The organism is Streptomyces sp. YKOK-I1, from assembly GCF_054660435.1.
Genome location: NZ_BAAGDR010000001.1, coordinates 6012013 through 6035525, shown reverse-complemented (window position 1 = coordinate 6035525; position 23513 = coordinate 6012013). Strand labels below are relative to the sequence as shown.

Annotated in this window: 25 protein-coding genes and 1 pseudogene; 6 read left to right on the top strand and 20 right to left on the bottom strand. The window is 73.0% G+C overall.

The window, feature by feature from the left end:
- Positions 1-10: 10 nt before the first annotated feature.
- Positions 11-796: a helix-turn-helix domain-containing protein gene (locus tag ACYQ8Q_RS26760; protein WP_460068386.1), complete on the bottom strand. Its 786-nt coding sequence runs from the start codon at positions 794-796 to the stop codon at positions 11-13.
- Positions 797-894: 98 nt separating this feature from the next.
- Here ACYQ8Q_RS26760 and ACYQ8Q_RS26755 point away from each other — a divergent pair, with 98 nt between their 5' ends.
- Positions 895-1713 (top strand): siderophore-interacting protein, encoded by an 819-nt coding sequence (locus ACYQ8Q_RS26755; RefSeq protein ID WP_460068385.1) that lies wholly within the window; start codon positions 895-897, stop codon positions 1711-1713.
- Positions 1714-2173: 460 nt separating this feature from the next.
- On the opposite strand, the gene ACYQ8Q_RS26750 is transcribed toward ACYQ8Q_RS26755, so the two are convergent.
- Both ACYQ8Q_RS26750 and gdhA read right to left on the bottom strand, forming a co-directional pair.
- Positions 2174-2311, bottom strand: a complete 138-nt coding sequence (locus ACYQ8Q_RS26750; protein ID WP_460068384.1) for a hypothetical protein — start codon at positions 2309-2311, stop codon at positions 2174-2176.
- A 124-nt stretch (positions 2312-2435) separates the two neighbouring features.
- Positions 2436-3800 (bottom strand): NADP-specific glutamate dehydrogenase, encoded by a 1365-nt coding sequence (gdhA, locus tag ACYQ8Q_RS26745; protein ID WP_460068383.1) that lies wholly within the window; start codon positions 3798-3800, stop codon positions 2436-2438.
- 162 nt (positions 3801-3962) lie between these two features.
- Here gdhA and ACYQ8Q_RS26740 point away from each other — a divergent pair, with 162 nt between their 5' ends.
- Positions 3963-4907, top strand: coding sequence for a phosphorothioated DNA-binding restriction endonuclease (locus ACYQ8Q_RS26740; protein ID WP_460068382.1), 945 nt, complete (start codon positions 3963-3965; stop codon positions 4905-4907).
- On the opposite strand, the gene ACYQ8Q_RS26735 is transcribed toward ACYQ8Q_RS26740, so the two are convergent.
- On the bottom strand, positions 4861-5472 hold the full coding sequence (locus ACYQ8Q_RS26735; protein ID WP_460073498.1) for a TetR/AcrR family transcriptional regulator: 612 nt from the start codon (positions 5470-5472) through the stop codon (positions 4861-4863). The genes ACYQ8Q_RS26740 and ACYQ8Q_RS26735 overlap by 47 nt on opposite strands.
- Positions 5473-5787: 315 nt before the next feature.
- On the opposite strand from ACYQ8Q_RS26735, the gene ACYQ8Q_RS26730 reads away from it, so the two are divergent.
- Positions 5788-6585, top strand: coding sequence for an SAM-dependent methyltransferase (locus ACYQ8Q_RS26730; protein ID WP_460068381.1), 798 nt, complete (start codon positions 5788-5790; stop codon positions 6583-6585).
- A gap of 323 nt (positions 6586-6908) precedes the next feature.
- Here ACYQ8Q_RS26730 and argG read toward each other — a convergent pair whose 3' ends face one another.
- The 13 genes and pseudogenes from argG to ACYQ8Q_RS26665 form a co-directional block, all read right to left on the bottom strand.
- Positions 6909-8357, bottom strand: coding sequence for an argininosuccinate synthase (argG, locus tag ACYQ8Q_RS26725; protein ID WP_460068380.1), 1449 nt, complete (start codon positions 8355-8357; stop codon positions 6909-6911).
- Between the two features lie 146 nt (positions 8358-8503).
- Positions 8504-10978 (bottom strand): ATP-binding SpoIIE family protein phosphatase, encoded by a 2475-nt coding sequence (locus tag ACYQ8Q_RS26720; protein WP_460068378.1) that lies wholly within the window; start codon positions 10976-10978, stop codon positions 8504-8506.
- A gap of 112 nt (positions 10979-11090) precedes the next feature.
- The gene (locus tag ACYQ8Q_RS26715) at positions 11091-11714 is read right to left on the bottom strand and encodes a sigma-70 family RNA polymerase sigma factor (RefSeq protein WP_460068377.1); all 624 of its coding nucleotides are present in this window, start codon (positions 11712-11714) and stop codon (positions 11091-11093) included.
- Between the two features lie 139 nt (positions 11715-11853).
- Positions 11854-12555 carry a hypothetical protein gene (locus tag ACYQ8Q_RS26710; RefSeq protein ID WP_460068376.1) on the bottom strand — a complete coding sequence of 234 codons (702 nt, stop codon included), beginning with the start codon at positions 12553-12555 and terminating at the stop codon, positions 11854-11856.
- Between the two features lie 197 nt (positions 12556-12752).
- A complete protein-coding gene (locus ACYQ8Q_RS26705) occupies positions 12753-14024 on the bottom strand; it encodes an ArgE/DapE family deacylase (RefSeq protein WP_460068375.1) in 1272 nt (423 codons plus the stop codon).
- Between the two features lie 63 nt (positions 14025-14087).
- Entirely contained in the window at positions 14088-15503 is a 1416-nt protein-coding gene (locus ACYQ8Q_RS26700; RefSeq protein ID WP_460068374.1) for a sensor histidine kinase, read from the bottom strand.
- The gene (locus ACYQ8Q_RS26695; protein WP_358992529.1) at positions 15504-16217 is read right to left on the bottom strand and encodes a response regulator transcription factor; all 714 of its coding nucleotides are present in this window, start codon (positions 16215-16217) and stop codon (positions 15504-15506) included.
- Between the two features lie 105 nt (positions 16218-16322).
- Positions 16323-16922 (bottom strand): FMN reductase, encoded by a 600-nt coding sequence (locus ACYQ8Q_RS26690; protein ID WP_460068373.1) that lies wholly within the window; start codon positions 16920-16922, stop codon positions 16323-16325.
- Positions 16919-17993, bottom strand: a pseudogene (locus ACYQ8Q_RS26685) (LLM class flavin-dependent oxidoreductase). Before ACYQ8Q_RS26685 ends, ACYQ8Q_RS26690 begins: the two are co-directional and overlap by 4 nt.
- Positions 17994-18087: 94 nt before the next feature.
- Positions 18088-18822 carry a TIGR03943 family putative permease subunit gene (locus ACYQ8Q_RS26680; protein WP_460068372.1) on the bottom strand — a complete coding sequence of 245 codons (735 nt, stop codon included), beginning with the start codon at positions 18820-18822 and terminating at the stop codon, positions 18088-18090.
- The gene (locus ACYQ8Q_RS26675; RefSeq protein WP_460068371.1) at positions 18819-19892 is read right to left on the bottom strand and encodes a permease; all 1074 of its coding nucleotides are present in this window, start codon (positions 19890-19892) and stop codon (positions 18819-18821) included. Before ACYQ8Q_RS26675 ends, ACYQ8Q_RS26680 begins: the two co-directional genes overlap by 4 nt.
- A 15-nt stretch (positions 19893-19907) precedes the next feature.
- Positions 19908-20381: a MarR family winged helix-turn-helix transcriptional regulator gene (locus ACYQ8Q_RS26670; RefSeq protein WP_460068370.1), complete on the bottom strand. Its 474-nt coding sequence runs from the start codon at positions 20379-20381 to the stop codon at positions 19908-19910.
- 69 nt (positions 20382-20450) lie between these two features.
- Positions 20451-20915: a hypothetical protein gene (locus ACYQ8Q_RS26665; protein WP_460068368.1), complete on the bottom strand. Its 465-nt coding sequence runs from the start codon at positions 20913-20915 to the stop codon at positions 20451-20453.
- A gap of 120 nt (positions 20916-21035) precedes the next feature.
- Between ACYQ8Q_RS26665 and ACYQ8Q_RS26660 the strand changes: the two genes are divergently transcribed.
- On the top strand, positions 21036-21371 hold the full coding sequence (locus tag ACYQ8Q_RS26660) for a YnfA family protein (RefSeq protein ID WP_460068367.1): 336 nt from the start codon (positions 21036-21038) through the stop codon (positions 21369-21371).
- Positions 21372-21401: 30 nt separating this feature from the next.
- Here the strand turns inward: ACYQ8Q_RS26660 and ACYQ8Q_RS26655 are convergent, their stop codons facing one another.
- A complete protein-coding gene (locus tag ACYQ8Q_RS26655) occupies positions 21402-21839 on the bottom strand; it encodes an ester cyclase (RefSeq protein WP_460068366.1) in 438 nt (145 codons plus the stop codon).
- A 117-nt stretch (positions 21840-21956) separates the two neighbouring features.
- On the opposite strand from ACYQ8Q_RS26655, the gene ACYQ8Q_RS26650 reads away from it, so the two are divergent.
- Together ACYQ8Q_RS26650 and ACYQ8Q_RS26645 are read left to right on the top strand one after the other, a co-directional pair.
- Positions 21957-22733 (top strand): SDR family NAD(P)-dependent oxidoreductase, encoded by a 777-nt coding sequence (locus ACYQ8Q_RS26650; RefSeq protein ID WP_460068364.1) that lies wholly within the window; start codon positions 21957-21959, stop codon positions 22731-22733.
- Positions 22733-22867, top strand: coding sequence for a hypothetical protein (locus ACYQ8Q_RS26645; protein WP_460068363.1), 135 nt, complete (start codon positions 22733-22735; stop codon positions 22865-22867). Before ACYQ8Q_RS26650 ends, ACYQ8Q_RS26645 begins: the two co-directional genes overlap by 1 nt.
- A 4-nt stretch (positions 22868-22871) precedes the next feature.
- On the opposite strand, the gene ACYQ8Q_RS26640 is transcribed toward ACYQ8Q_RS26645, so the two are convergent.
- Both ACYQ8Q_RS26640 and ACYQ8Q_RS26635 read right to left on the bottom strand, forming a co-directional pair.
- Positions 22872-23177, bottom strand: coding sequence for a hypothetical protein (locus ACYQ8Q_RS26640; RefSeq protein ID WP_460068361.1), 306 nt, complete (start codon positions 23175-23177; stop codon positions 22872-22874).
- A complete protein-coding gene (locus ACYQ8Q_RS26635; RefSeq protein ID WP_460068359.1) occupies positions 23165-23449 on the bottom strand; it encodes a hypothetical protein in 285 nt (94 codons plus the stop codon). Before ACYQ8Q_RS26635 ends, ACYQ8Q_RS26640 begins: the two co-directional genes overlap by 13 nt.
- Positions 23450-23513 lie beyond the last annotated feature (64 nt).

Below are 23513 nucleotides of genomic sequence, written 5' to 3'. Positions count from 1 at the left end.
AAGCAGGCGGTCAGGTGTGGTGGTGGCGCAGGCCGGCCTGGTAGCGGCCAGGTGTCTGACCGACGACTTCGGTGAAGGCGTCGATGAAGCTGGAGGGGTTGGACCACCCGCACGCCACCGCGGTCTCGATCACCGACATGCCGTCGGTGAGGCGAGCCAGCGCGTGATGGATGCGCAGGGTGGTGCGCCAGCGGTGGAAGCTCATGCCCAGCTCGGTGCGGAACAGGCGGCTCAGGGTGCGTTCGCTGGCCCCCACCCGGCGGCCCAGTTCGGCAAGGGTCGTGGGCTGGGCAGGGTCCTCGTGCAGGAGCGCGGTGGCGGCGCGGAGCCGGTCGTCGTTGGCCTCGGGCAGGTGGAGGGACTGCTCGGCGGCGTCGACGAGCTCGTCCACGATCACGGTGAGCAGCCGCCGGTGAGCGCCTGGGCGGCGCTCCGGGCTGTCGGTGAGCGCGAGAAGCGCTTCGCGCAGCAGGGGGCTGACCGCGAAGACGCTGGGGTGGTCCACGAGTTCTGCGCACAGATCGAGCGGAACGCGCAAGAGGCGTACGTCGGTCCGCCCGTAGAAGCGGTGGGAGTGCGCGAAGTGCGGGGGCGTCCAGGTGACGCGGCTGGCCGGCGCGACCCATGTTCCGCGCTCCGTGGTCGTGGCCAGCGCTCCGGCAGCGGCATAGACGAGCTGCCCCTCAGGGTGCGAGTGGGGGTCGAGCAGGGAGCCGTGGGGCAGCCACCCGGCCCACTGGAGCGGCGTGACGTGCACGGCGGATGGCGGCGGCGAAGAATGGCGGCTTTTCGGCATCTGGCGTCAGTTTACCGGTGGTCTTGGGCGGGCGCCGACCCGGACAGTGATGCCATGAGCCCCACTACCGGCACTGCTCCGCAAGGAGGTGGACCGTCATGACGCCACCCGTCCAGCGCCCCGACAAGCGGCGGATGCTGTCACTGACCGTCCAGGCCAGCGAGCGGACCAGCCCGCACTTCATGACCGTCACACTCGGCGGGGACGACGTCCGGCACCTGCGACAGACCGGCTTCGACCAGGCAGGCCGCCTGTTCTTCGCCGACCCTGCCGACGACGCGGACGTGGTCCTGCCCAGCAGTGAGCGATGGATGCTCCACCTCGCCCTGCAGAGCGCCAGACGGCGCCCGCGGGTACGGACATACACGATCCGCAGGTTCAGGCCAGAGGAGTCGGCGTTCGACATCGAGGTCTCGCTCCACGAGATCGACGCGTCCGGCCAGGCAGCGGCCCCGGGGACCCGGTGGGCGCTCACCGCCGCGCCGGGCACCAAGGTGGCCTTCCTCGATGAGGGACACGGCTACGCCCCTCCCGCCGGCGCCACGTGGCAACTCCTCGCCGGAGACGAGAGCGCCCTCCCTGCGATCCTCTCCATCCTGGAGACGTCTCCCGCGGACCTGCCCGCCACCGCGCTCCTGGAAGTCCCCTCGCCCGACGACGTCCGGACCGACATCACGATGCCGCCGGGCAGCAGCATCCACTGGCTGCCCCGTGTCGACCCCGGCTCCAAACCCGGCACCCTCGCCCTGGACGCCGTGAAGCAGGCCCGGCTTTCCGACGGCCCCTTCTACGCCTGGACAGCCGGCGAGTCCTCGATGGCCACCGGCATCCGCCGCCACCTCGTCGGCGAGCGCCGCGTGCCGAGGTCCGACATCTCCTTCCGCGGATACTTCCGTCACGGGCGCGCCGGCCTCTGACCACCGAACGCCTCCGTCTGGTGAAGGTTTCGACGCCTCCACCACCCACGGGTGCCTTCGCCACGACCCGAGACCGGTCCGCGTCCGCGCTCACCGGCGCGGGCAATCGACTGAATTGACGTCGGCTGCGGCTGATGCGCGGAAGAGGGCCAGTTGTCGCGATCGACAATCGGCCAATCGGCGTCATCGCGAACAATTCCGGCGTGAGGCACATCACTCTGCGTGGAGTGGGCAAAGTCGCGGCAATCTCACGGCGGCTGACGGCGACTCAGCGGTAGTCGCCTTTCACAGCACCTTGCAGGAGTCACCCATGGGTTCGCGATCCGCCGGCAGCCGTCGTCTGCGCAGACGCTTCCTGAGACCCGTCCCCGTCGCCGGTGTCCTGGTCGCGGGGTGAGTGTCGCCGCGGTGCCCATGCTGGCCAGCGGGGCGTCGTCCGCGTGCAGCGTGACCTGCAAGGTCACCTCATCATGAACGCGGGCAGCGCCACCGAGGTCACCTCGTTCGACCAGTGGACGGTCGGAACACTCGGCGACACGGGGCTGGTCCTGCCGCCCTCGGCTTCGTCCTCCTTCAGGTCGGTGCCCTCGCCGTCCATCCGACCGGCGAGGGCCGCCGGACCACGCTCGACGTCGTCCTCCTCGCCACGGCGCTCGTGACCGTGGCCGTCTGGCCGGGCACCGGGCTGCGACCGAAGGAGGCGGCCCGGGATCCGGGCCCGGTCAGATCACGCCGAGGTCCAGCATGGTGTCGGCCACCTTGAGGAAGCCCGCGATGTTGGCGCCGACGACGTAGTTGCCGGGGGCGCCGTACTCCTCGGCGGTCGTCCGGCAGGTGGTGTGGATGGTGGCCATGATGGCCGCGAGGCGGCGGTCGGTGTCCTCGAAGGTCCAGGAGTCGCGTCCGGCGTTCTGAGCCATCTCCAGGGCCGAGGTGGCGACCCCGCCGGCGTTGACGGCCTTGCCCGGGCCGAAGGCCACGCCCGCCTCCTGGAAGAGCCGTACCGCGCCGGGGGTGGTGGGCATGTTGGCGCCCTCGGCGACCGCCACGACCCCGCCGTCGAGCAGGGCGCGGGCCGCGCTCTCGTCGAGCTCGTTCTGGGTGGCGCAGGGCAGCGCCACCGTGCACGGCACGTCCCAGACGGAACCGCCCTCGATGTAGCGGGCCCGCGGCACGACCTCGGCGTACTCCTTGATCCGGGCCCGGCGGACCTCCTTGATGTCCTTGATCACATCGAGGTCGAGGCCCTCCTCGTCCACCACGTACCCGCCGGAGTCGGACAGGGCGACGACCTTCGCGCCGAGTGCGCGCGCCTTGCGGGCCGCGTAGATCGCGACGTTGCCGGAGCCGGAGACGACGACCCGGCGGCCGTCGAGGTCCTGGCCGCGGGCGGCGAGCATCTCGGAGACGAAGTAGACGGTGCCGTACCCCGTGGCCTCGGTGCGGACGTGGGAGCCGCCCCAGTTCAGGCCCTTGCCGGTGAGCACGCCGGACTCGTAGCGGTTGGTGATCCGCTTGTACTGGCCGAAGAGATAGCCGATCTCGCGCGTCCCGACCCCGATGTCCCCGGCGGGCACGTCGGTGTGCTCGCCGAGGTGGCGGTGGAGCTCCAGCATGAAGGACTGGCAGAACCGCATGATCTCGCCGTCGGAGCGGCCCTTGGGGTCGAAGTCGGCGCCGCCCTTGCCGCCGCCGATGGGCAGACCGGTCAGCGCGTTCTTGAAGATCTGCTCGAAGCCGAGGAACTTCACGATCCCGAGGTTCACGGACGGGTGGAAGCGCAGACCGCCCTTGTAGGGGCCGAGGGCGCTGTTGAACTCCACCCGGAAGCCCCGGTTGACCTGGATCCGGCCCTCGTCGTCCACCCACGGGACACGGAAGACGAGCTGGCGCTCCGGCTCGCACAGCCGCTCCAGGATCCGGTGGCGGGTGTACTCGGGCCGGCGGGCGAGGACCGGTTCCAGGGACTCCAGCACCTCGCGTACGGCCTGGTGGAACTCGGACTGGGCGGGATCCCGCGCCAGGACGGCGGCATGGACCCCGGCGGTCAGGCGCAGGTCCTCGGCCGGTGCGTGCTGGACGGTCATGGGCGTACCTCCTTGTACGGCGTTGCACGGGGATGTACGGCGGATCGCACGGCGGGTACTCAGCGAACCGTCGGACCAGCGCTGACGACGAGCGTCCCGCCCGTCGGGTTCAACGATTCCCTCGGGACGCGCGGCACGGCCTCGGCGCTACGATCCCCCGCCATGGACTGGGTCGAGCGCGCCGCGAGACTGAGGCAGTGGACCAGGAGCGGCACCCGCGCTCCCCACAAACCGCTGCTGCTGCTCTACGCCCTCGGCAGGTTCCAGCGGGACGCGGACGATGCGCTGCGGTACAGCGCGGTGGAGGAGGATCTCCAGCGCCTGCTGGCCGAGTACGGGCCGCCGCACCGGACGACGCCCGCGTATCCCTTCCACCACCTGGTCGGTGACGGGGTGTGGGAGGTGCGCACCGACCGGGGGCCGGGCAGCCCCGGGACCGGGGTGCGGGACCTGCGGGCGTCCGGGGCGACCGGGCGGCTCGTGCCGGAGCTGAGGGCGGCGCTGCGACGGGAGCCGGAGCTGCTCGGCAGGCTCGTCCGCTCGCTCCTCGAACAGCACTTCCCGCCCTCCCTGCACGGCGAGCTGTGCGAGGCGGTCGGGCTGGAGCCGGAGCCCGCGCAGGACCGGCCGTTCGCGACGGTGCGGCGGCAGCAGCGGGACCGGCGGATGCGGGAGCTGGTGCTGACCGCGTACGAGTACCGGTGCGCGTTCTGCGGTTACGACGGCAGGATCGGCGCGGTGCCGGTCGGGCTGGAGGCCGCGCATGTGCGCTGGTGGGCCTACGGCGGACCGGACGACGTCGACAACGGGCTGTGCCTGTGCTCGCTGCACCACAGGCTCTTCGACAAGGGCGTCCTCGGCGTCGGCGACGGACACCGCGTGCTCGTCTCCCGGCGTTTCGTCGGCCACGGCGAGACCGCCCGCGCGCAGGTGACGGCCCTCGCGGGCCGTCCGGTCCTCGATCCGCGGCCGGGGGCGCGTCCGGTCGCCGCCGCGCATCGGGACTGGCACACGCGCCAGGTCTTCCACGGCGACGCCCGCCCCGCCACGGCCGCCCCGGCTACGGGGACTGCGGCGTCGTCCCCCGGCGCGCCAGCAGTCCGCTGACCACGAGGTCCGCCAAGGTCTCGGCCGTGGTCAGGAGTTGCTGCGGCGAGGCGGGTTCCGGACGGCCCAGTCGGCGGGCGAGGGGCACCTCGACCATTCCGGAGACGGGCGGGACGACGGCGAAGAAGAGGACGTCCATCGGGACGGGCGCCATCCGGCCGGCGGCGACGAGCCGCTCGATGCTGGGTGTCAGGATCTGGAGGGTGGGCGCGATGAACCGCTCGTACAGGTAGTCCAGCCGCTCGGTGTCCCGGGCGAGCTCCTCCACGAAGATCCGGCCGACCAGCGGGGTGTCCACCGCGCTGCGGTAGAAGCCGGTGATGATCCGCCGCAGCTGCTCCGCGTCGTCGGCCTCGGTCTCCACCTCGGGCATCCGGGCCAGCTGGGCGCCGAGGGCGCGGTCGACGACCGCCCGCCAGAACGCGGCCTTGGAGCCGTAGCGGTCGTTGATGAAGTTGTGGCTGACGCCGAGGCGGCGGGCCAGCTCACGGGCGGAGGCATGGTCGTAGCCGAGTTCCGCGAAGGCCTCCAGGCCGCGCTGGAGGATGCTCTCCTCCTCGGGCACCGCGGGCGTGTCCGCGCCGGGGCGCCCCGGCCTCCGCACGGATGCGGCTCGTGCTGCCACCGTTCGCCTTCCTCACTGCCGGGCCCGGCTTCCCCGGGCTTCGCCCCCACACTACTTGACACCTGTCAAGCCGGACCGTGCCCTCGCGGACCCCGCCGTCCAGTGGAGCGCCACCCGCTGGAGCGGCCGCTCGCCGATCGGAGGACGGCCGCCTCAACGCCCGCCTCAACGCCCGCCTCAACACCCGCCTCAACACCCGTGTCAAAATGATGATCTGACAGTCACTCACCATGGTTTCGGACGGAGCCAGGCAGCATGCCCTCTCCCAAGATCGACACGAGCAAGCCCCACCCGGCCCGGATGTACGACTACTTCCTCGGCGGGAAGGACAACTACGAGGTCGACCAGGAGGCCGCGGAGCAGTTCATCAAGGCGGCCCCCGAGGTGCGGGCGGCCGTGCGGGCCAACCGGAGTTTCATGCAGCGCGCCGTGCGGCACGTGGTCGAGGAGGGCGGCATCCGGCAGATCCTCGACATCGGCACCGGTCTGCCGACCGAGCCCAACGTGCACCAGATCGCGCGTGCCGTCGCCCCCGGCACCCGGATCGCCTACGTCGACAACGACCCGATCGTCGGCGCCCACTCCCGGAGCCTGCTGGGCGACGACGACGAGAACACCTCCGTCGTCCTCGGCGACCTGCGCGACCCCCGGGCCGTCCTCGACCACCCCGAAGTCCGCAAGGTCGTCGACCTCGACCGGCCCGTGGCGCTCATGCTGGTGGCGGTCCTGCACTTCGTCACGGAGGCGGAGGACCCGGACGCGATCCTCGCGACCCTGCTCGACGCGCTGCCGACGGGCTCGTACCTGATCCTCTCCCACGCCACGGTCGACCTCTTCGAGGAGGGCGGCCGCACGGACGCGGTAAAGGTCTACAACAGCGCCACCGCCAGCATGAACCCCCGCAAGCACGCCCGGGTCCTGGAGTTCTTCCGCGACTGGACCCTGCTCGAGCCGGGCCTGGTCCTGGTCCCGGACTGGCGCCCCACCGAGCCCGTCGACCCCGCCCTGCCCCCGATCGGCTTCTACGGCGGCGTGGCACGCAAGGACGGCTGAGGCCGCCGCTCCCACCGCGGTGCACCGAGTGCTCCCCGGTGCCCCATGGACCGACCGCCCGGGTGTACGTCACCCAGGGCGGTTCCGTCTTCCACCGCGCCAGGTGGCCCTGTCCCTCGCGTCGCCATGGCGGAGGGCCGGGGCGCCGACCGCCGCCGGTCCGGTGTCGTGACGTACATCGAGGGCGGCGGGCAGGTCACGACCACCAAGGGCCAGGCCGAACCCCGCCGGGCGTCAACGGCGAAGGGCCGGCCGGGCGCGTCGTGCGCCCGGCCGGCCCTTCCGTTGCTGCCTTCCGGCTGCCGTCTTCCGTGCGGTGCGGGTCAGTCCGTGCCGGACTCCATCGCCGCGCGGTCCAGGAGGGCGTCCTCCTCGGAGACCTCGCCGCGGGAGGCGATCGCCTCGGCGCCGCCCTCGGGGAGGGTGCCGATCAGACCGGTCGCGGCGGCCTGGGCGGCGCCGAGCGCCGGGGTGGCCGTGCTGCCGAGCAGCCCGAGACCGACGTACTGCTCCAGCTTGGCGCGGGAGTCGGCGATGTCGAGGTTGCGCATGGTGAGCTGGCCGATCCGGTCCACCGGGCCGAACGCGGAGTCCTCGGTGCGCTCCATGGACAGCTTGTCCGGGTGGTAGCTGAAGGCCGGGCCGGTGGTGTCGAGGATCGAGTAGTCCTCGCCGCGCCGCAGCCGCAGGGTGACCTCGCCGGTGACGGCGGCGCCGACCCAGCGCTGGAGCGACTCGCGGACCATCAGCGCCTGCGGGTCCAGCCAGCGGCCCTCGTACATCAGCCGGCCGAGGCGCCGGCCCTCGTTGTGGTACTGGGCGACGGTGTCCTCGTTGTGGATCGCGTTGACCAGGCGCTCGTACGCGGCGTGCAGCAGGGCCATGCCGGGCGCCTCGTAGATACCGCGGCTCTTGGCCTCGATGATCCGGTTCTCGATCTGGTCGGACATGCCGAGGCCGTGCCGGCCGCCGATGGCGTTGGCCTCCATCACCAGGTCGACCGCGGAGGCGAACTCCTTGCCGTTGACGGTGACCGGGCGGCCCTGGTCGAAGCCGATCGTGACGTCCTCGGGGGCGATCTCGACCGACGGGTCCCAGAACCGGACGCCCATGATGGGGTCGACGGTCTCGATCCCCGTGTCCAGGTGCTCCAGCGTCTTCGCCTCGTGGGTGGCGCCCCAGATGTTGGCGTCGGTGGAGTACGCCTTCTCGGTGCTGTCCCGGTAGGGCAGTCCGTGGGCGAGGAGCCACTCGGACATCTCCTTGCGGCCGCCGAGCTCCGTCACGAAGTCGGCGTCCAGCCACGGCTTGTAGATCCGCAGGTGCGGGTTGGCGAGCAGGCCGTAGCGGTAGAACCGCTCGATGTCGTTGCCCTTGAAGGTCGAGCCGTCGCCCCAGATCTGGACGTCGTCCTCGAGCATGGCGCGCACCAGGAGGGTGCCGGTGACCGCGCGGCCGAGCGGGGTGGTGTTGAAGTACGCCCGCCCGCCGGAGCGGATGTGGAACGCGCCGCAGGCGAGCGCGGCCAGGCCCTCCTCGACCAGCGCCGCGCGGCAGTCGACCAGACGCGCGATCTCGGCGCCGTAGGTGTGCGCGCGGCCGGGGACCGAGGCGATGTCGGGCTCGTCGTACTGGCCGATGTCGGCGGTGTAGGTGCAGGGGACGGCGCCCTTGTCGCGCATCCACGCGACGGCGACCGACGTGTCGAGTCCGCCGGAGAAGGCGATGCCGACGCGCTCGCCGACCGGAAGGGAGGTGAGGACCTTGGACATAGGAAGAGTATGCATGATGACGCATGACCATGCAAAGTCGCCCGGATGGCTGTGAGGGGGGTCACATCTCCGGGTCGCATTCCCGGGTCGCATCCCCGGGTCGCATCCCCGGGTCGCCTCCCCCGGGTCGCCTCCCCCGGGTCACCTCACTGCCGGACGTTCTGTTCCGCCCAGATCGTCTTGCCGCCCCTCGTGCCGGGGCGGGTGCCCCAGCGTTCGGTGAGCTGGGCGACCAGCAGCAGGCCCCGGCCGCCCTCGTCGTAGGTGCGGGCCCGCCGCATGTGCGGGGCGGTGCCGCTGGCGTCGGAGACCTCGCAGATCAGGGCCCGGTCGTGGATCAGTCGGAGCTGGACCGGCGGTTCGGCGTGCCGGATGGCGTTGGTGACCAGCTCGCTGACGATCAGCTCGGTGACGAAGGCCGCGTCGGTCAGCCCCCAGGCCTCCAGGCGCTCGATCACGTTCTTGCGGGTCTCGGCGACCGCCGCCGGGTCCGGCTCCACGTCCCAGATCGCGACCCGGGAGGCGTCGAGGCCCCGGGTGCGGGCGACGAGCAGTGCCACGTCGTCGGCGGGCCGCTGCGGCAGCATCCCGCCGAGGACCGTGTCGCACAGGGCGTCCAGCGAGGCGGCCGGCCGGGCGAGGCTCCGGCACAGCCGGGACACGCCGTCGTCGTCATCGCCGTCTGCGCCCACACCCGCGCCGTCGCCCTCGCCTTCGCCGGACGGACCGGCCCGGCGGGTGCGGGAGTCGAGCAGGCCGTCGGTGTAGAGGGCGAGCACACTGCCCTCGGGCAGCTCGAACTCGACCGACTCGAAGGGGAGTCCGCCCAGCCCCAGCGGCGGCCCGGCGGGCAGGTCGAGCAGTTCCACCCCGCCGTCCGGGCTGACCAGCGCGGGCGGCGGATGCCCGGCCCGGGCGAGCGCGCAGCGCCGGGAGACGGGGTCGTAGACGGCGTAGAGGCAGGTCGCGCCCACGTCCCCGGCGGTCTCCCCGTTCTCGGCGGCGTCCGCGTCGGTGGCCAGCCGGGCCACCAGGTCGTCGAGATGGGTGAGGAGTTCGTCGGGCGGCAGATCGATGTCGGCGAGGGTCCGTACGGCCGTCCGCAGCCGCCCCATGGTCGCCGAGGCGTGGATGCCGTGGCCCACCACGTCCCCCACCACCAGCGCCACCCGCGCCCCGGACAGCGGGATCACGTCGAACCAGTCGCCGCCCACCCCGGCCCGGGCGCCGGCCGGCAGATAGCGGGAGGCGACCTCCACCGCCGACTGCTCGGGCAGCCGCTGGGGCAGCAGACTGCGTTGGAGGGTGACCGCCGTGCCCCGGGCACGGGTGTAGCGGCGGGCGTTGTCGATGCAGACCGCCGCCCGCGCGGCCAGCTCCTCGGCGAGCACCAGGTCGTCCTCCTCGAACGGGTCGGGACGCCGGTGCCGGGCGAGGACGACCACCCCGAGGGTCGTACCGCGCGCCGCCAGGGGTACGGCCATCACGGAGTGGAAGCCGAAGTCGCGGATCCGGGAGATGCGCAGCGGATCGTCGGCGACCCAGGCGGGCAGCGCGGCCGGGAACACCCGGCGGTACAGACCGCGCCCCGACCGCAGGCTCTCCACCGGCGGCGAGCCCTCCGGGTACTCGTCCACCTCCCCCAGCGCGAGGACCGCCTCGGGGACTCCCGGCAGCACGGACTGGTGGGCGACCCGCCGCAGCGCCAGCGACACCCCGTCACCGGCCCCGGCGCCCTCGCCACCGCCCTCCCCGCCCTCCTCGCCTTCCCCGCCTTCCTCGAAGGAGGTCAGCAGATCCACGCTGAGGAAGTCGGCGAGGTCCGGCACCGCCACGTCGGCCAGCTCCTGCGCCGTCCGCGTCACATCGAGGGTGCTGCCGATCCGCGAACTGGCCGCGGCGATCAGCTGGAGGCGTTTGCGGGCCCAGTACTGCTCGGTCACGTCGTGCCCGGTGGCGGCCACCCCGAGCACCCGGCCGTCGTCCGGGTCCTCCACCCGGTAGAGCTGGACCGACCAGGCGTGCTCACGGGACTCGCCGGGGGCGCGGGCGTGGTTCTCGACGTACTGCGGTTCGCCCGTCTCCAGGGCGAGCCGCATCCGCCGCTCCACCAGCTCCGACACCGCGGTCGGGATCACGTCCGTCATCCGCAGCCCGCGCAGCTCCTCCTCGCCGAGACCGAGGGCGTGCTGCGCGGCCCGGCTGGAGCGGCGGTAGCGCAGGTCGGTGTCGTACACCGAGGTCGCACAGGACGGGGACTGCATCAGCCCCCGCCGCATCAGCGTGTCGTCCTCGGACCCGCCCCGCGGCTCCCACGACCCCGGTACCGCGGAGACCAGCAGCCAGTCACGGGGGCCGTCCGGCGCCGCGCGGTGATGCGCCAGCACCCTCGCCCTCAGCCGCCGGCCGGACCGGTCCCGGAGGGTGAGGGTGCCGTGCCAGCGGGGCAGTGCGGCGAGGGCCGGGAGGTCGCGGGCGGCCGGCTCCTCGGCCAGCAGGGCGGCCGCCGGCCGGCCCACGATCTCCTCCGCCCGGTACCCGAGCAGCCGCTCGGCACCCTCGTTCCAGCCGGTCACGGTGGCGTGCTTGTCGACGGTGACCCGCGCGGTGAGTGCCTCCATGGCGACTCATCTCGCTCTCGTGCGTGACGTGCTTCGGGGCGTACGGCACAGCACATATGTCGCACTATTGGGCACTCTTACCCATTCGGGTCACCGTTCAGGCGTATCCCGCTCAGGCGGCCACAGGTGTGCGCTCCTCCGCCTCGTCCAGCAGGTCGGCCAGCGAGGCCCGCGCCCGGGCCACCCGGGAGCGGACCGTGCCCACCGGGCAGTCGCTGACCTCGGCCGCCTCCGCGTACGGCAGTCCGAGGAGCTGGGTGAGGACGAACGCCTCCCGCCGCTCGTCCGGCAGCGCGGCCAGCAGGTCGAGCAGCACGATCCCGTCGTCGAACCCGGGCAGCCCGCGCGGCTGGGCCGACTCCACGGCGAGCTGCCAGTCCGGTACGTCGGCCGGGCGCGGCCGGGCGGAGGCGTACCGGTAGCTGTCGGTCACCGCCCGGCGGGCGATGGCCAGCAGCCAGGAGCGCGCCGAGGAACGGCCCTCGAACCGGTGCAGACTGCCGAGCGCCCGCAGGAAGGTGTCCTGGGCGAGGTCGTCCACAGCCTGGGGATCGCCGCACAGATGGGCGACGTACCGCAGGACGTCGCGGTGCAGCGCGCGCACGAACCGCTCGACGGCGGCGGGGTCGCCACCGCGCGCGGCCAGCGCCCACGCGGTGATCGAGTCGTCACGGGACGCCCCGGAACGGGACTCGGGACAGAACTCTGCGCATGACGGGGAGACGGAGGTGATCACCTGAGGGTGTCCTTCTCGGTCGTCCGGATGCCGGGACCTGGGCCCCGGTCCGGATACGGGGAGACGGCCCCACGGCGCCTGCGCGCACGTACGGCCGAAGCCCGGGGCGCACAGGGGCGGCCCGGGTCACCGGCTGCCGTCAGACGGCAGCGGCCCCCGCGGGCGGACCCCGGGACGTGATCGCGTGGACGAGGAGAAGCCGCGGCGCCCGCTCGCTGTGACGGCGGCGCGGCCGAAGGCGCGGGCGTTCGGGCGCGAGGGGCAGGGCGAGCAGCAGCCGCAGCGGCGCCGCGAGCCGGCCGGCCACCGCCCTCAGCACCCGGAACGCGGCCCGCTCACCGTGGGCCAGCCACAGCCCGCACAGCAGCGCGGCCAGCAGGTGGGCGGCGAACATCCCGGACGAGGAGGAGCCGACGAGGCCCTCCAGCAGACCCCGGCCACCGCTCCCCGCGTGACTCGTGTGGGCCAGGTGGCCCATGCCGGCCATGTGCGCCATGTCCATGCCGCCAGCGGCGTCCAGGGTGTTCATGGTGTTCATGTCGTCCATGGACATCGAGCCCGAACCGGTCGCGGCCGGGGGCGTGCCCGCCGTCTGGGCGTACTCGAACGCCCGGTGCAGGAGGGTCTGCGCGGCCACCACGACCGCGACCACCGGCACCGGACCCCGCTCCCGGCCCGCCAGGCCCCAGCCCACCGCGCCGGTCACGGCCGCACCGGCGGCCAGCGCCCAGGCGGGGACGTGGTCCCCGGACATCAGGACGTGGCCCAGGGCGGCGAGCAGCACACAGACGGCCGCGAACATCGCGGCACGCAGTGTGCGCGTACACCACCCGGCAGTCATGGCGCCTCATCCTCGCATCCGCACAGGGCCCCTCGGGCGGTGGTACGCAGACCCGCGCGCTCGCGCTCATCCACCACCGACACCCCGGAGGAGGGAAACCGGCCGCCCGGGGTTCCCGATCGCACGCTCAGGCGTACGGCGCCGGCAGCGGCAGGCGTCCGCGAAGGCCCGCACCCGGCGGCGCGCCGCCCCTCACCTCACCTCACGCCCACCGTCCGCAGCACGGTCAGCGCGAAGGTCCGCGCCGCGTCGGTCACCTCCCGCACGGACACATGCTCCCGGGCGCTGTGCGCGACGCCGATGTCCCCCGGCCCGAACTGGAGGGTCGGGATCCCGGCGCCGGTGTAGTGGCGCAGATCGCTGCCGTACGTCGCCCCGCGCTCCCGGGGCCGGGCCGCGCCGGTGGCGTCGGCGTGCGCCTCGGCGACGGTGTCCCGCAGCGGGTGCCCGGCCGTCAGCCGCCCGCTCGCGAACTGCCCGCCCGGCCAGGTCACGGTCGCGGGATGCGCCCGCAGCCAGGGGTCGCCGGCACACGCCTCGGCCACGCACCGCTCCAGCGCCGCCCGCGCGAGGGCCGGGTCCTCCCCGAGCCGCACCCCGAGCCGCCCCTCGGCGACGAGCGTGTCGGGCACGCTGCTCGCCCAGTCGCCGGAGCGCAGGGTGCCGACGGAGAGGGCGTACGGGATCGGGTACTCGGCGAGCAGCGGATCGGGGTCGCGGTTGCGGTCGGCCTCCAGCCGGGCGAGCGCCCCGTGCAGCGGCAGATAGGCGTCGATCGCGCTCACCCCGGCCTCGCGCGAGCTGGCGTGGGCGGCCCGGCCGGGCACGGTGAGCCGGAAGGTCAGGGCGCCCGCGTTCGCGGTGATCACGGTCCCCCCGGTCGGCTCGGCGATCACGCACGCGTCCCCGCCGTGTCCGCGCCGCAGGGTCCCGAAGGCGCCGATCCCGCCGTCCTCCTCGCCGACGACGAAGTGCACGGCGACCCGCCCGGCGAGCCGCACCCCGGCCGCCCTGATCGCCGCCAGCGCAGCGAGCTGCGCCGCGAGCCCCGCCTTCATGTCGCACGCCCCGCGCCCGTGCACCCGGTCACCGGTCACCCGGGGCACGAACGGGTCGCCCTCCCAGGCGGCCGGGTCACCGGGCGGTACGACGTCCACATGCCCCTGGAGGATCAGCGTCGGCCCGTCCCCGTCTCCCGCCGCGGCCGTGTGGCCGACCAGCCCCCAGGCCTCCTCGCGCGGCACCTCCATCCCGGGGAAGTCCGGGTGCGCGCACAGCTCCGGCAGGTCCATGGACCACAGGTCGACGTCCAGCCCCAGCCGCTCCAGCCGCCCGGCCAGCAGGTGCTGGAGCTCGGACTCGGCGGCGCTCCCGGTGACGCTCGGGACCGCGATCAGCTCCCGCAGCGTCCGTACGGCGTCCGCCTCGTCGACCGCCGCCAGCACGGTCTTCTCCCGGTCACTCAGCAACCCGTCCGCCCCTCCTCACAGCCGACCCCCGACGGGCTGAGCGTCGTACGCCGACCGCGCCCGTCACAACCCCCCGCCCACCGTGAACCCGATCACCGAGCCGCCGCCCGCCCGCCGGTGGGCGAACGGGGCGCCGCCGTGGGAGAGGGCCACCTCCCGCACGATCGACAGGCCGAGGCCGGATCCGGGCAGGGAGCGGGCGTCGGCGGCGCGGTAGAAGCGGTCGAAGACACGGGTCAGGTCCTCGGCGGCGATGCCGGGGCCGCGGTCGAGGACCTCGACGCGGACGACGCCGGGCCGGGCGGGCCCGATGACGGAGATCTCGACGGGTGCCACGCCCGCGCGGTCGAACTTGGTGGCGTTCTCCACGAGGTTGGACACCGCCCGCTGGAGCATGCCGGGCCGGCCGTCGGTCGTGGTGTCGCCGCTCGCCCGGACCTGGATCACCCGTCCGGTGCGGCGCCGGGCGAGCACCGCGACCTCCTCGGCGATGTCGGCGAGGTCCAGTTTCTGCGGGGGCTCGTTGTCGGCCTGGCCGGCGGCGAGATCGACGAGCTCGTTGACCAGGTCGGTCAGCTCGCGGGCCTCCTGGGTGAGGTCGGCGACCAGGTCCTCGCGCATGGCGGGCGGCAGCTCGTCGATCCGCCTGAGCAGCGAGATGTTCGTCCGCAGCGAGGTCAGCGGGGTGCGCAGCTCGTGCCCCGCGTCCTGCACCAGCCGCCGCTGGTCCTCCTCCGACTGGGCGAGCCGGCCCAGCATCCGGTCGAAGGCCCGGCCCAGCCGCCCCACCTCGTCATGGCCGGTGACCGGCACCTGCACCCCGAGCCGCCGGGTCCGGGCGACGTCCTCGGCGGCGGTGGTGAGGATGACCAGCCGGTGGGTGATGCGCCGGGCCAGCCACCAGCCGAACAGGCCCGCGGCCAGCACGACGGCGGTCATCAGGATCAGGGTGCGCTGCTGGAGCGCCCGCAGCAGGTCCTCGGTGTCGCTGAACTCCTGCGCCACCTGCACCGCGCCGCGCCCGCCGCCGAGCGCGACGGTCGCGACCCGGTAGACGTCGCTGCCGACGTCCACGTCCTTGTGCTCGGCCATCCGCCCGGCCGCCGGGGCCGCCGCGACCTTCCGGTCGGCGGCCACCACGGGCAGCCGCGGGCTCCCGCTGTCGACGACCGCCCCGTCGGCGCCGAGCACCTGCACATTGGTCCGCGCGGGCCGCACGATGTCGTGCCCGGGCGCCGCGGAGAAGAAGTCCTCGGGCGCCATGGCGTGCCCGCGCACCTCGTCCCGCAGATCCTGCACCACCTCGTCGAACACCGACTCCTGGTCGACCCGCACCAGCCGCGCCGCCGCCGAGTACGACAACACGCCCACCAGCACGGTCACGGCGGCGGTCACCGCCGCGAAGGACACCGCGAGGGTCGTCCGCAACGACACCAGTTTGGGCCGCGGCCCACCCACCAGCCGCCGCAGCCGGCCCACTCAGTCCTCCCGGAGCACGTATCCGACGCCGCGCACGGTGTGGATCAGCGGGGAGGCTGCCGGGTGGTCGAGCTTGCGGCGGAGATAGCCGACGTAGACGGCGAGGTTCTTGGATCCGGGGCCGAAGTCGTAGCCCCAGATGCGGTCGTAGATCGTGGAGTGGTCGAGGACGATCCCGGCGTTGCGCACGAGGAGTTCCAGCAGCTCGAACTCGGTGCGGGTGAGCTCCAGCTCGCGCTCGCCCCGCCAGGCCCGCCGTGCCTGCGGGTCCATGCGCAGCCCGGCCGCCTCCAGGTACCGCTCGGGCGTCTGCCGGGGGGCGGCTGCAGCGGTCTCCGCCGGTACGGGGACACCGCCCGGGTTGGTGCGCCGCAGCAGGGCCCGCAGCCTGGCGAAGACCTCCTCGACGTCGAACGGTTTGACGACGTAGTCGTCGGCGCCCGCGTCGAGCCCGGCGATCCGGTCGGCGGTCTCCACCAGCGCGGTCAGCATCAGGATCGGCGTGCGGTCGCCCTCGGCGCGCAGCACCCGGCAGACCTGGAGTCCGTCGATCCCGGGCATCATCACGTCGAGGACGAGCACGTCCGGCGGCGACTTGTGGGCGTGGGCCAGCGCCTCGACACCGTCGGCGACCGCGGTGACCTGGTACCCCTCCAGGGCCAGGGCGCGTTCCAGGGCGTGGCGGATGGCGCGGTCGTCTTCGGCGAGCAGCAGGGTGGGAGGCACGAAGCCAGTCTGCCAAGCTTTCCGGGTCGGACGACCTGATGATCTTCCTTCCGCGGGGCTTCTTACTCCCCTCTCACTCAGCCGGAGGCAACCTCACCCCGCGGGCCGCAGCGCCGCGAGCTGCTCGGCGAACGGTACGACGTCGAAGGCGTCCTTCACCGGTTCGCGCTCGCGCACCGCCGACAGCCCGCCCATCAGCGCCGCCAGCTCCCCCGCGGCCCGCTCGATCCGCTCCGGCAGCCCCTCGGCGCCCCAGTCCTCGGAGGCGGCGTAGACGGCGGTCGGGACGACGACGGCCCGCAGGTGGGCGAAGAGCGGCCGCAGGGCGTGCTCCAGGACCAGCGAGTGCCGCGCGGAGCCGCCGGTCGCCGCGATCAGCACCGGCTTCCCGGTCAGCGCGTCCGGGTCCAGCACGTCGAAGAACGACTTGAACAGTCCGCTGTACGACGCGGAGAACACCGGCGTGACGACGATCAGCCCGTCGGCGGCCCCGACCGCGTCCAGGGCGGCGGCGAGCTTCCGTCCGGGGAAGCCGTTGGTGAAGTGGTGCGCGATCTCCACCGCGAGGTCGCGCAGCTCCACGACCTCGATGTCCACGGGCGTCCGCGCCGCGACCGCCCCGGCGAGCCGGTCGGCGAGCAGCCGGGTCGACGAGGGGACGCTCAGTCCCGCCGAGACGACGACGAGCTTCATGCCACGGTCTCCTTCCGTGCGGCCGCGAGCAGCGACTGGTGGGTGGGCGCGTCCGGCACATCGGCCGGGCGCCCGGTGGCGAACTCCTTGCGCAGCACCGGCACGACCTCCTCGCCGAGCAGGTCCAGCTGCTCCAGGACGGTCTTCAGCGGCAGCCCGGCGTGGTCGAGCAGGAACAGCTGGCGCTGGTAGTCGCCGGCGTACTCGCGGAAGGCGAGGGCCTTCTCGATGACCTGCTCGGGGGTGCCGACGGTCAGCGGGGTCTGCTCGGTGAAGTCCTCCAGGGACGGCCCGTGGCCGTAGACCGGCGCGTTGTCGAAGTAGGGCCGGAACTCGCGCACCGCGTCCTGCGAGTTCTTCCGCATGAACGCGGGCACGCCCGTGCCAGCGGTGCCGACTCGGGCGTGCCCGTCTTCGTGCGCGCTGAAGGGAGCCGGTCCGAGCGGCCCGGTCCTTGGGCGCGTACCCCTTGCCGGGGCCAGAAGATGTTGTTTTGGCCTCCTCCCCGCGCCGCAGCGAGAGGATTCCGGCCCGCAGGCCGAGGTTCACGGGCGCTCGACCGCTGACGCGATGTCACCCCTGCGGCAAGCCCTGCCGCGACACTCCCAGGGGAGCGAAGCCAGCCTATCATCACCTCGCGTCACCATTTCACAACGAGGCGTAGTCGCCGACGCCACGGGCGTCACCCTGCCGGATGTCCTGCCCGAACCAGGGGTAGACCGGGCCGGTGTTGCCGCGGCCCATCATCAGGTCCACCCGGCCGTCGGCCAGGTGCTGGAGCATCGCGAAGTCCTCGGCGATCTTCACCGGGTCGTTGGTGGTGATGAGGGTGGTGGAGGTGGAGAGGATCAGCTTCTCCGTCTGCGCGGCGACGTACCCGAGCATGGTGGTCGGCGAGGAGGGCACGAACGGCGGGTTGTGGTGCTCGCCGGTGGCGAAGACGTCGAGGCCGACCTCCTCCGCCTTCAGCGCGATGGCGACCATGGCCTTGATCCGCTCGCGTTCGCTCGGCGTACGGCCGGTCGTCGGGTCCGGCGTCACATCGCCCACCGTGAAGATCCCGAACTGCATGGTCGCTCACCCTCCAAGGTTGTTGACCGTTCAACTATAGCCTCAGAACGGTCCCCCGCCCCCGGCTATTCCCGGCCCCGAAGGAGGCCGGCCGTCAGCCCAGCGGAAGCGCGTCCATGTACGCGTTCGACGGCTTGCGCACCTTCTTCAGACCGGTGGCGTCCAGGGCCACCGCCGCCGCCGAGGTGCCCAGCCTGCCGCCCGGGTGCCAGGTGCCGGTGACCGTCACCCAGGTGTCCGCCTTCGGCGTCGTACCGCCGTACACCCGCACCTTCAGCGTGGTGGCGTCCGCCGCACAGCAGCTGATGAGGATCCGCGTCAGATACCAGCCGCCCCCGTCGGCCGGCGAGGCGAACCCCGTCAGCTGCACCGCACGCCCCTTGATCGCCCGGCTGCGGTCCTGCTGCACCCGCTGGGTGAATTCGGTCAGCGTGATCGGCAGCGGCGAGGTCGCCGGCAGCGGATCGAACCCGTCGTCCTCCACCGCGACCACCTTGGCCGGCTCCCGCGAGGCCGTGTACGAGCCGAGCGCGGGCGGCGCGTAGAACAGCAGGCTCAGCACCGGCAGGAACAGCAGCCAGGCGACGCGCGGGACCCGGGAGTGGTCATGCCCGTGACCATGATCCTCGCCCCGCGCGCCCTGTCCGTCCCGTCGGCGCGCGGACAGCGCCTCCAGGACCCCCAGCCCCACCAGCACCACACCCGACACGACCAGCAGCCACCGCATCCCCGGCTTCACGAACCGCAGGTACTCGTCCGTGAACAGCGCCGTCTGCAACAGGCCCAGCCCGCTCAGCACCAGCAAAGCCACCCGCATGAACCGCTTCACAGCAGCACCCCTCCCACGACCGCGCTGCACACCACCGCGACGACCACCGTCGCCGAGGAGAACCGGACCGCGAAGGCCCGCCCGAACGTCCCCGCCTGCAACGCGATCAGCTTCAGGTCGACCATCGGCCCGACCACCATGAACGCCAGCCGCGCCACCGGCGAGAACCCGCTCAGCGAGGCCGCCACGAACGCGTCCGCCTCACTGCACACCGCCAGCAGGATCGCCAGCGCCGCCAGGAACAGCACCGACAGCCACGGCGACCCCGAGAACACGTCCAGCACCGACCGCGGCACCGCCACGTTGAACGTCGCCGCCGCCATCGCCCCGACCACCAGGAAACCCCCCGCGTGCAGGAAGTCGTGCTGGAAACCCTGCCGGAACTCCTCCCAGCGGCTGTGCCCCGCCCGGTGCCCGGTGTGCCGTACGGCCGGCCGCAGCCACTCCTCGCGCCCCAGCCAGAGCCACAGCCAGCCCATCACGGCCGCCGTCACCAGTGAGGCCAGCAGCCGGGCCAGCACCATCTCCGGACTGCCCGGGAACGCCACCGCCGTCGCCGTCAGCACCACCGGGTTGATCGCGGGCGCGGACAGCAGGAACGCGAACGCCGCCGCCGGAGTCACCCCCCGCCCGATCAGACTGTTCGCCACCGGCACCGAGGCGCACTCGCACCCCGGCAGCACCACCCCCGCCGCCCCCGCCACCGGCACCGCCAGCGCGGGCCGCTTCGGCAGCAGCCGACTGAACACACTCGCCGGCACGAACGCGTTGATCGCCCCGGACAGCGCCGTCCCCAGCAACAGGAACGGCAGCGCCTGCACGGTCACCGCCAGACACACCGTCCGCCACGCCTGCACGGCCGGCTCCTCCAGCGACCGCCCCACGACCACCAGCACCGCCCCCGGCAGCACCGCCGCACCCAGCAGCAGCAGAAGCCAGTGCCGGGGCAGCCCCCGCCCCGGCACGGCCACCGCCTCGGCCGCCCGCACCTGCCGGCGGGCCTGCGCCACGCCGAACTCCAGCGTCTCGGAGTCCCGGAAGTCCGGTATGCCGGAGCCCCGTATGCCCATGTCCCGCATGTCCCCCTACACCCGGCCTTCCCGCAGTCGTGCGATCCGCTCCCCGTGGAACTCCACCGTCCGCCGCATGTGCCGCACGATCACGGCCAGCTCCGCGTCCGCCAGATCCGCGAACAGGGGCGTACGGTCCCCGCCCAGCCGCTCCCACATCCGCCCGAACTCCGCGATCCGCTCCGGCACCGGCGCCACCAGCACCCGCCGCCGGTCGACCGCGTCGCGCTCGCGGACCACGTAACCCGCCCGCTCCAGCCGGTCCACCAGCCGCGTCGCCGACCCCGTGGTCAGCCCGGTCAGCTCGGCCACCCGGCCCGCCGTCACCGGTTCCGGCTCCAGAGTCAGCAGGTTCAGACACTGCAGATCCGTCGGATGCAGCCCGAGCCGGTCCGCCAGTGCCTGGTTGAACAGGGCGTACGACGCCACGTACCGGCGGGAGACCACGGACAGCTCGTCCAGCAGACCCGACCGCACGTTCCCGGACATCGCCCAACCCCTTCGTCAGCGCCGCCTGCCGAGATCGTACTCAGCGACATCACGGAGACATCACGGCCCTCAGAAGTAGTAGGCGTCCCCGGTGTCCAGCACCAGCACCTGCTGCCGGTCGTTGGTCCGGTTGCGGTCCACCGCCCCGCCCGCCCACACCGTGTCGACGTCCAGCGTCGCCTCCGCCGGCCGCCCCCGCAGCCGTACCCCCAGCTCGATCCGCTCCCCCAGGGTGTCCGCCGCCAGCGCGCCCGTACGGCACACCACCGACCGCTCCCCGGTCCGCGCGCACCCGTCCGGCAGCCGCTGGGCCCGCGCCAGCGGCACCGACCAGCGCAGCCGGACCGTCGCGTCGGCCACGTCCGCCGGACCGTGGTTGCGCGGCGTCAGCCGTACGTCGACCCGCCCGCCGTGCAGGACCGCGAACCCGTGGTACGACAGATCGGCCTCGGCCGCGTCCCCCGCCACCGCGGGCGAGCCCACCGCCAGCATCCCCATGGCCCCCCACACGGCGAACCCCCGCATCCTGCGCATGCCACCACTCCTCCGTCGGCCGGTCCCTACCGATGCTGCCGGTGGGATGTATCCCACGGGGAGCGGGCGGTGAGGCGCCCTCCAACAGGTGACGCGGACACCCGTGCGAGGCTGGGCGGCATGCCGATCCTCCGCTCCGCCGCCCTCTTCGTCCTCGCCGCGCTCTTCGAGATCGGCGGCGCCTGGCTGGTCTGGCAGGGCGTGCGCGAACACCGCGGCTGGCTCTGGGCCACCGGCGGAGTCCTCGCCCTCGGCGCCTACGGCTTCGTCGCCACCTTCCAGCCCGACGCCCACTTCGGCCGCATCCTCGCCGCGTACGGCGGGATCTTCGTCGCCGGCTCGATCCTGTGGGGCGTGGTCGCCGACGGCTACCGCCCCGACCGCTGGGACATCGCGGGCGCGCTGATCTGCCTCGCGGGCATGTCCGTGATCATGTGGGCGCCGCGCGGCGACTGAGCGGTTTCTTCTCCTTTTTCTGAAGATCCTCTATTTCTGAAGATCCTCGGGCAGCAGGCCCAGCTGCTCCAGGAACTCCATCTGGTCGAAGTACAGCCGGTAACTGACGATCCGGCCGTCCGCCACCTCCGCGAAATCGACCCCGCGGAGCCTGACCTCCTTACCGGTGGCCGGCAGCGACTCCCCCGACGGCAGCGGGATCGGCCCCGTGTTCCTGCCGTGGTAGTACCCCTCGTCGATCGCGGTGTCGCCGACCTCGTACGCGTACACCGACTCGTAGCGGGCATCGGTGATCATCTCGGTCATCTGACGCCAGTAGTCGACGATGTTCTCGCGCCCGTGCAGCTCCCCGCCGTCGGGGGTGACGGCGACCGCGTCGGGCGCGTACAGCTCGCCGACGGTCTTGGGGTCCGCCTTCGTGGTGAGGGCTTCGGTCAGCCGGTCCATGACCTCTCGCGCCTGTCCCATGGTCCACCTCCCGGACAGAGGATCACCCGTCTCGATTTTCCCACCTATCCTGGCCGGACAGCCTTTCGAGGCCGGCATTCTTCCGCGCCCGCCACGCCACGCCCGAGGAGCAGTCCCATGGCCACCGCCGCCCCGTCCGCCGCCTCCCGCATCGCCGTGGTCACCGGTGCGAGCAGCGGAATCGGCGCCGCCACGGCCCGCCGGCTCGCCGCCGCCGGCTACCGCGTCGTCCTCACCGCCCGCCGCAAGGACCGCATCGAGGCGCTGGCCGAGGAGATCGTCGCGGCAGGCGGCTCGGCGACCGCGTACCCGCTGGACGTCACGGACCGCGCGGCCGTCGACGAGTTCGCGACCGCCTTCACGACCGTCGGCGTCCTGATCAACAACGCGGGCGGGGCGCTCGGCGCCGACCCGGTGGCCACCGGCGACCCGGCCGACTGGCGCGCGATGTACGAGACGAACGTCATCGGCACCCTCAACCTCACCCAGGCCCTGCTGCCCAAGCTGGACGCGAGCGGCGACGGCACGATCGTCGTCGTCTCCTCCACCGCCGGCCACGGCACCTACGAGGGCGGCGCCGGCTATGTCGCCGCCAAGCACGGCGCCCACGTCCTCGCCGAGACCCTCCGCCTGGAGATCGTCGGCCGGCCGGTCCGCGTCATCGAGATCGCCCCCGGCATGGTCAGGACCGACGAGTTCGCCCTCACCCGCTTCGGCGGCGACGAGGACAAGGCCGCCAAGGTCTACGAGGGCGTCGCCGACCCCCTCACCGCCGACGACGTCGCCGACACCATCGCCTGGACGGTGACCCGGCCCAGCCACGTCAACGTCGACCTCCTGGTGCTGCGCCCCCGCGCCCAGGCCTCGAACACCAAGGTCCACCGGGAACTGTGATGACGTCCAAAGACCCGCAGGAGCCGCAGGGGCCGCACGACGAACGCCAGATGTGGTGGTGGCTCGGCTACTTCCTCTTCGGCATCCACATCGTGGCGTTCGTCATGATCTACGCGGTGCGGCACGCGAAGTGACCGCTCAGGGCGCCTGACACCGCGGGTCGTCGACGATCACGGCATTGGCCGGGATGATGATCACATCGTCCTCGTCCTCCTGCTGCACGAACTTCGTGGTCGCGTACGCCCGCTTGCCCTTCCCCACGCACTTGGTGGCGAGGTTCCCGAACCCGTCGGGGAAGTTGTAGACCTCGGCCGCCGAGTCCTCCCCCGCCCGCCCCGCCACCGGGGCGTCGGCCTTCCCCCGCTCCTCGTAGTACTGCTGCGAACACCCGCCGAGCGCGAGCACGAGCACGGCCACCACCCCCGCGGCCCTCAGCCCCCGCACGTCTTGTCCTCGACGATCTGCACATTGGACGGGCCGGTCGCGTTCGTCGTCACATACGCCCGGAACCCGTGCCCCACGCACTTGGTGGCGAGATTCCCGAACCCGTCCGGCATGTTGAACACCTCGGCCGGGGTGTCGTCCCCCGCCTTCCCGGCGACGGGCGCGTCCCCCTTCCCCCGCTCGTCCTCGTACCCCTGCGAACACCCCGCGAGCAGAGCCCCCACCACAACCACAAGCCCCGCCACCGCCACCGACCCACGCATCCGCTGCATCCGACACCCCCGTGTCAACGACCCGAACTGGCCAGCTTAAGACACCAGTTCCCACCCACCCGGT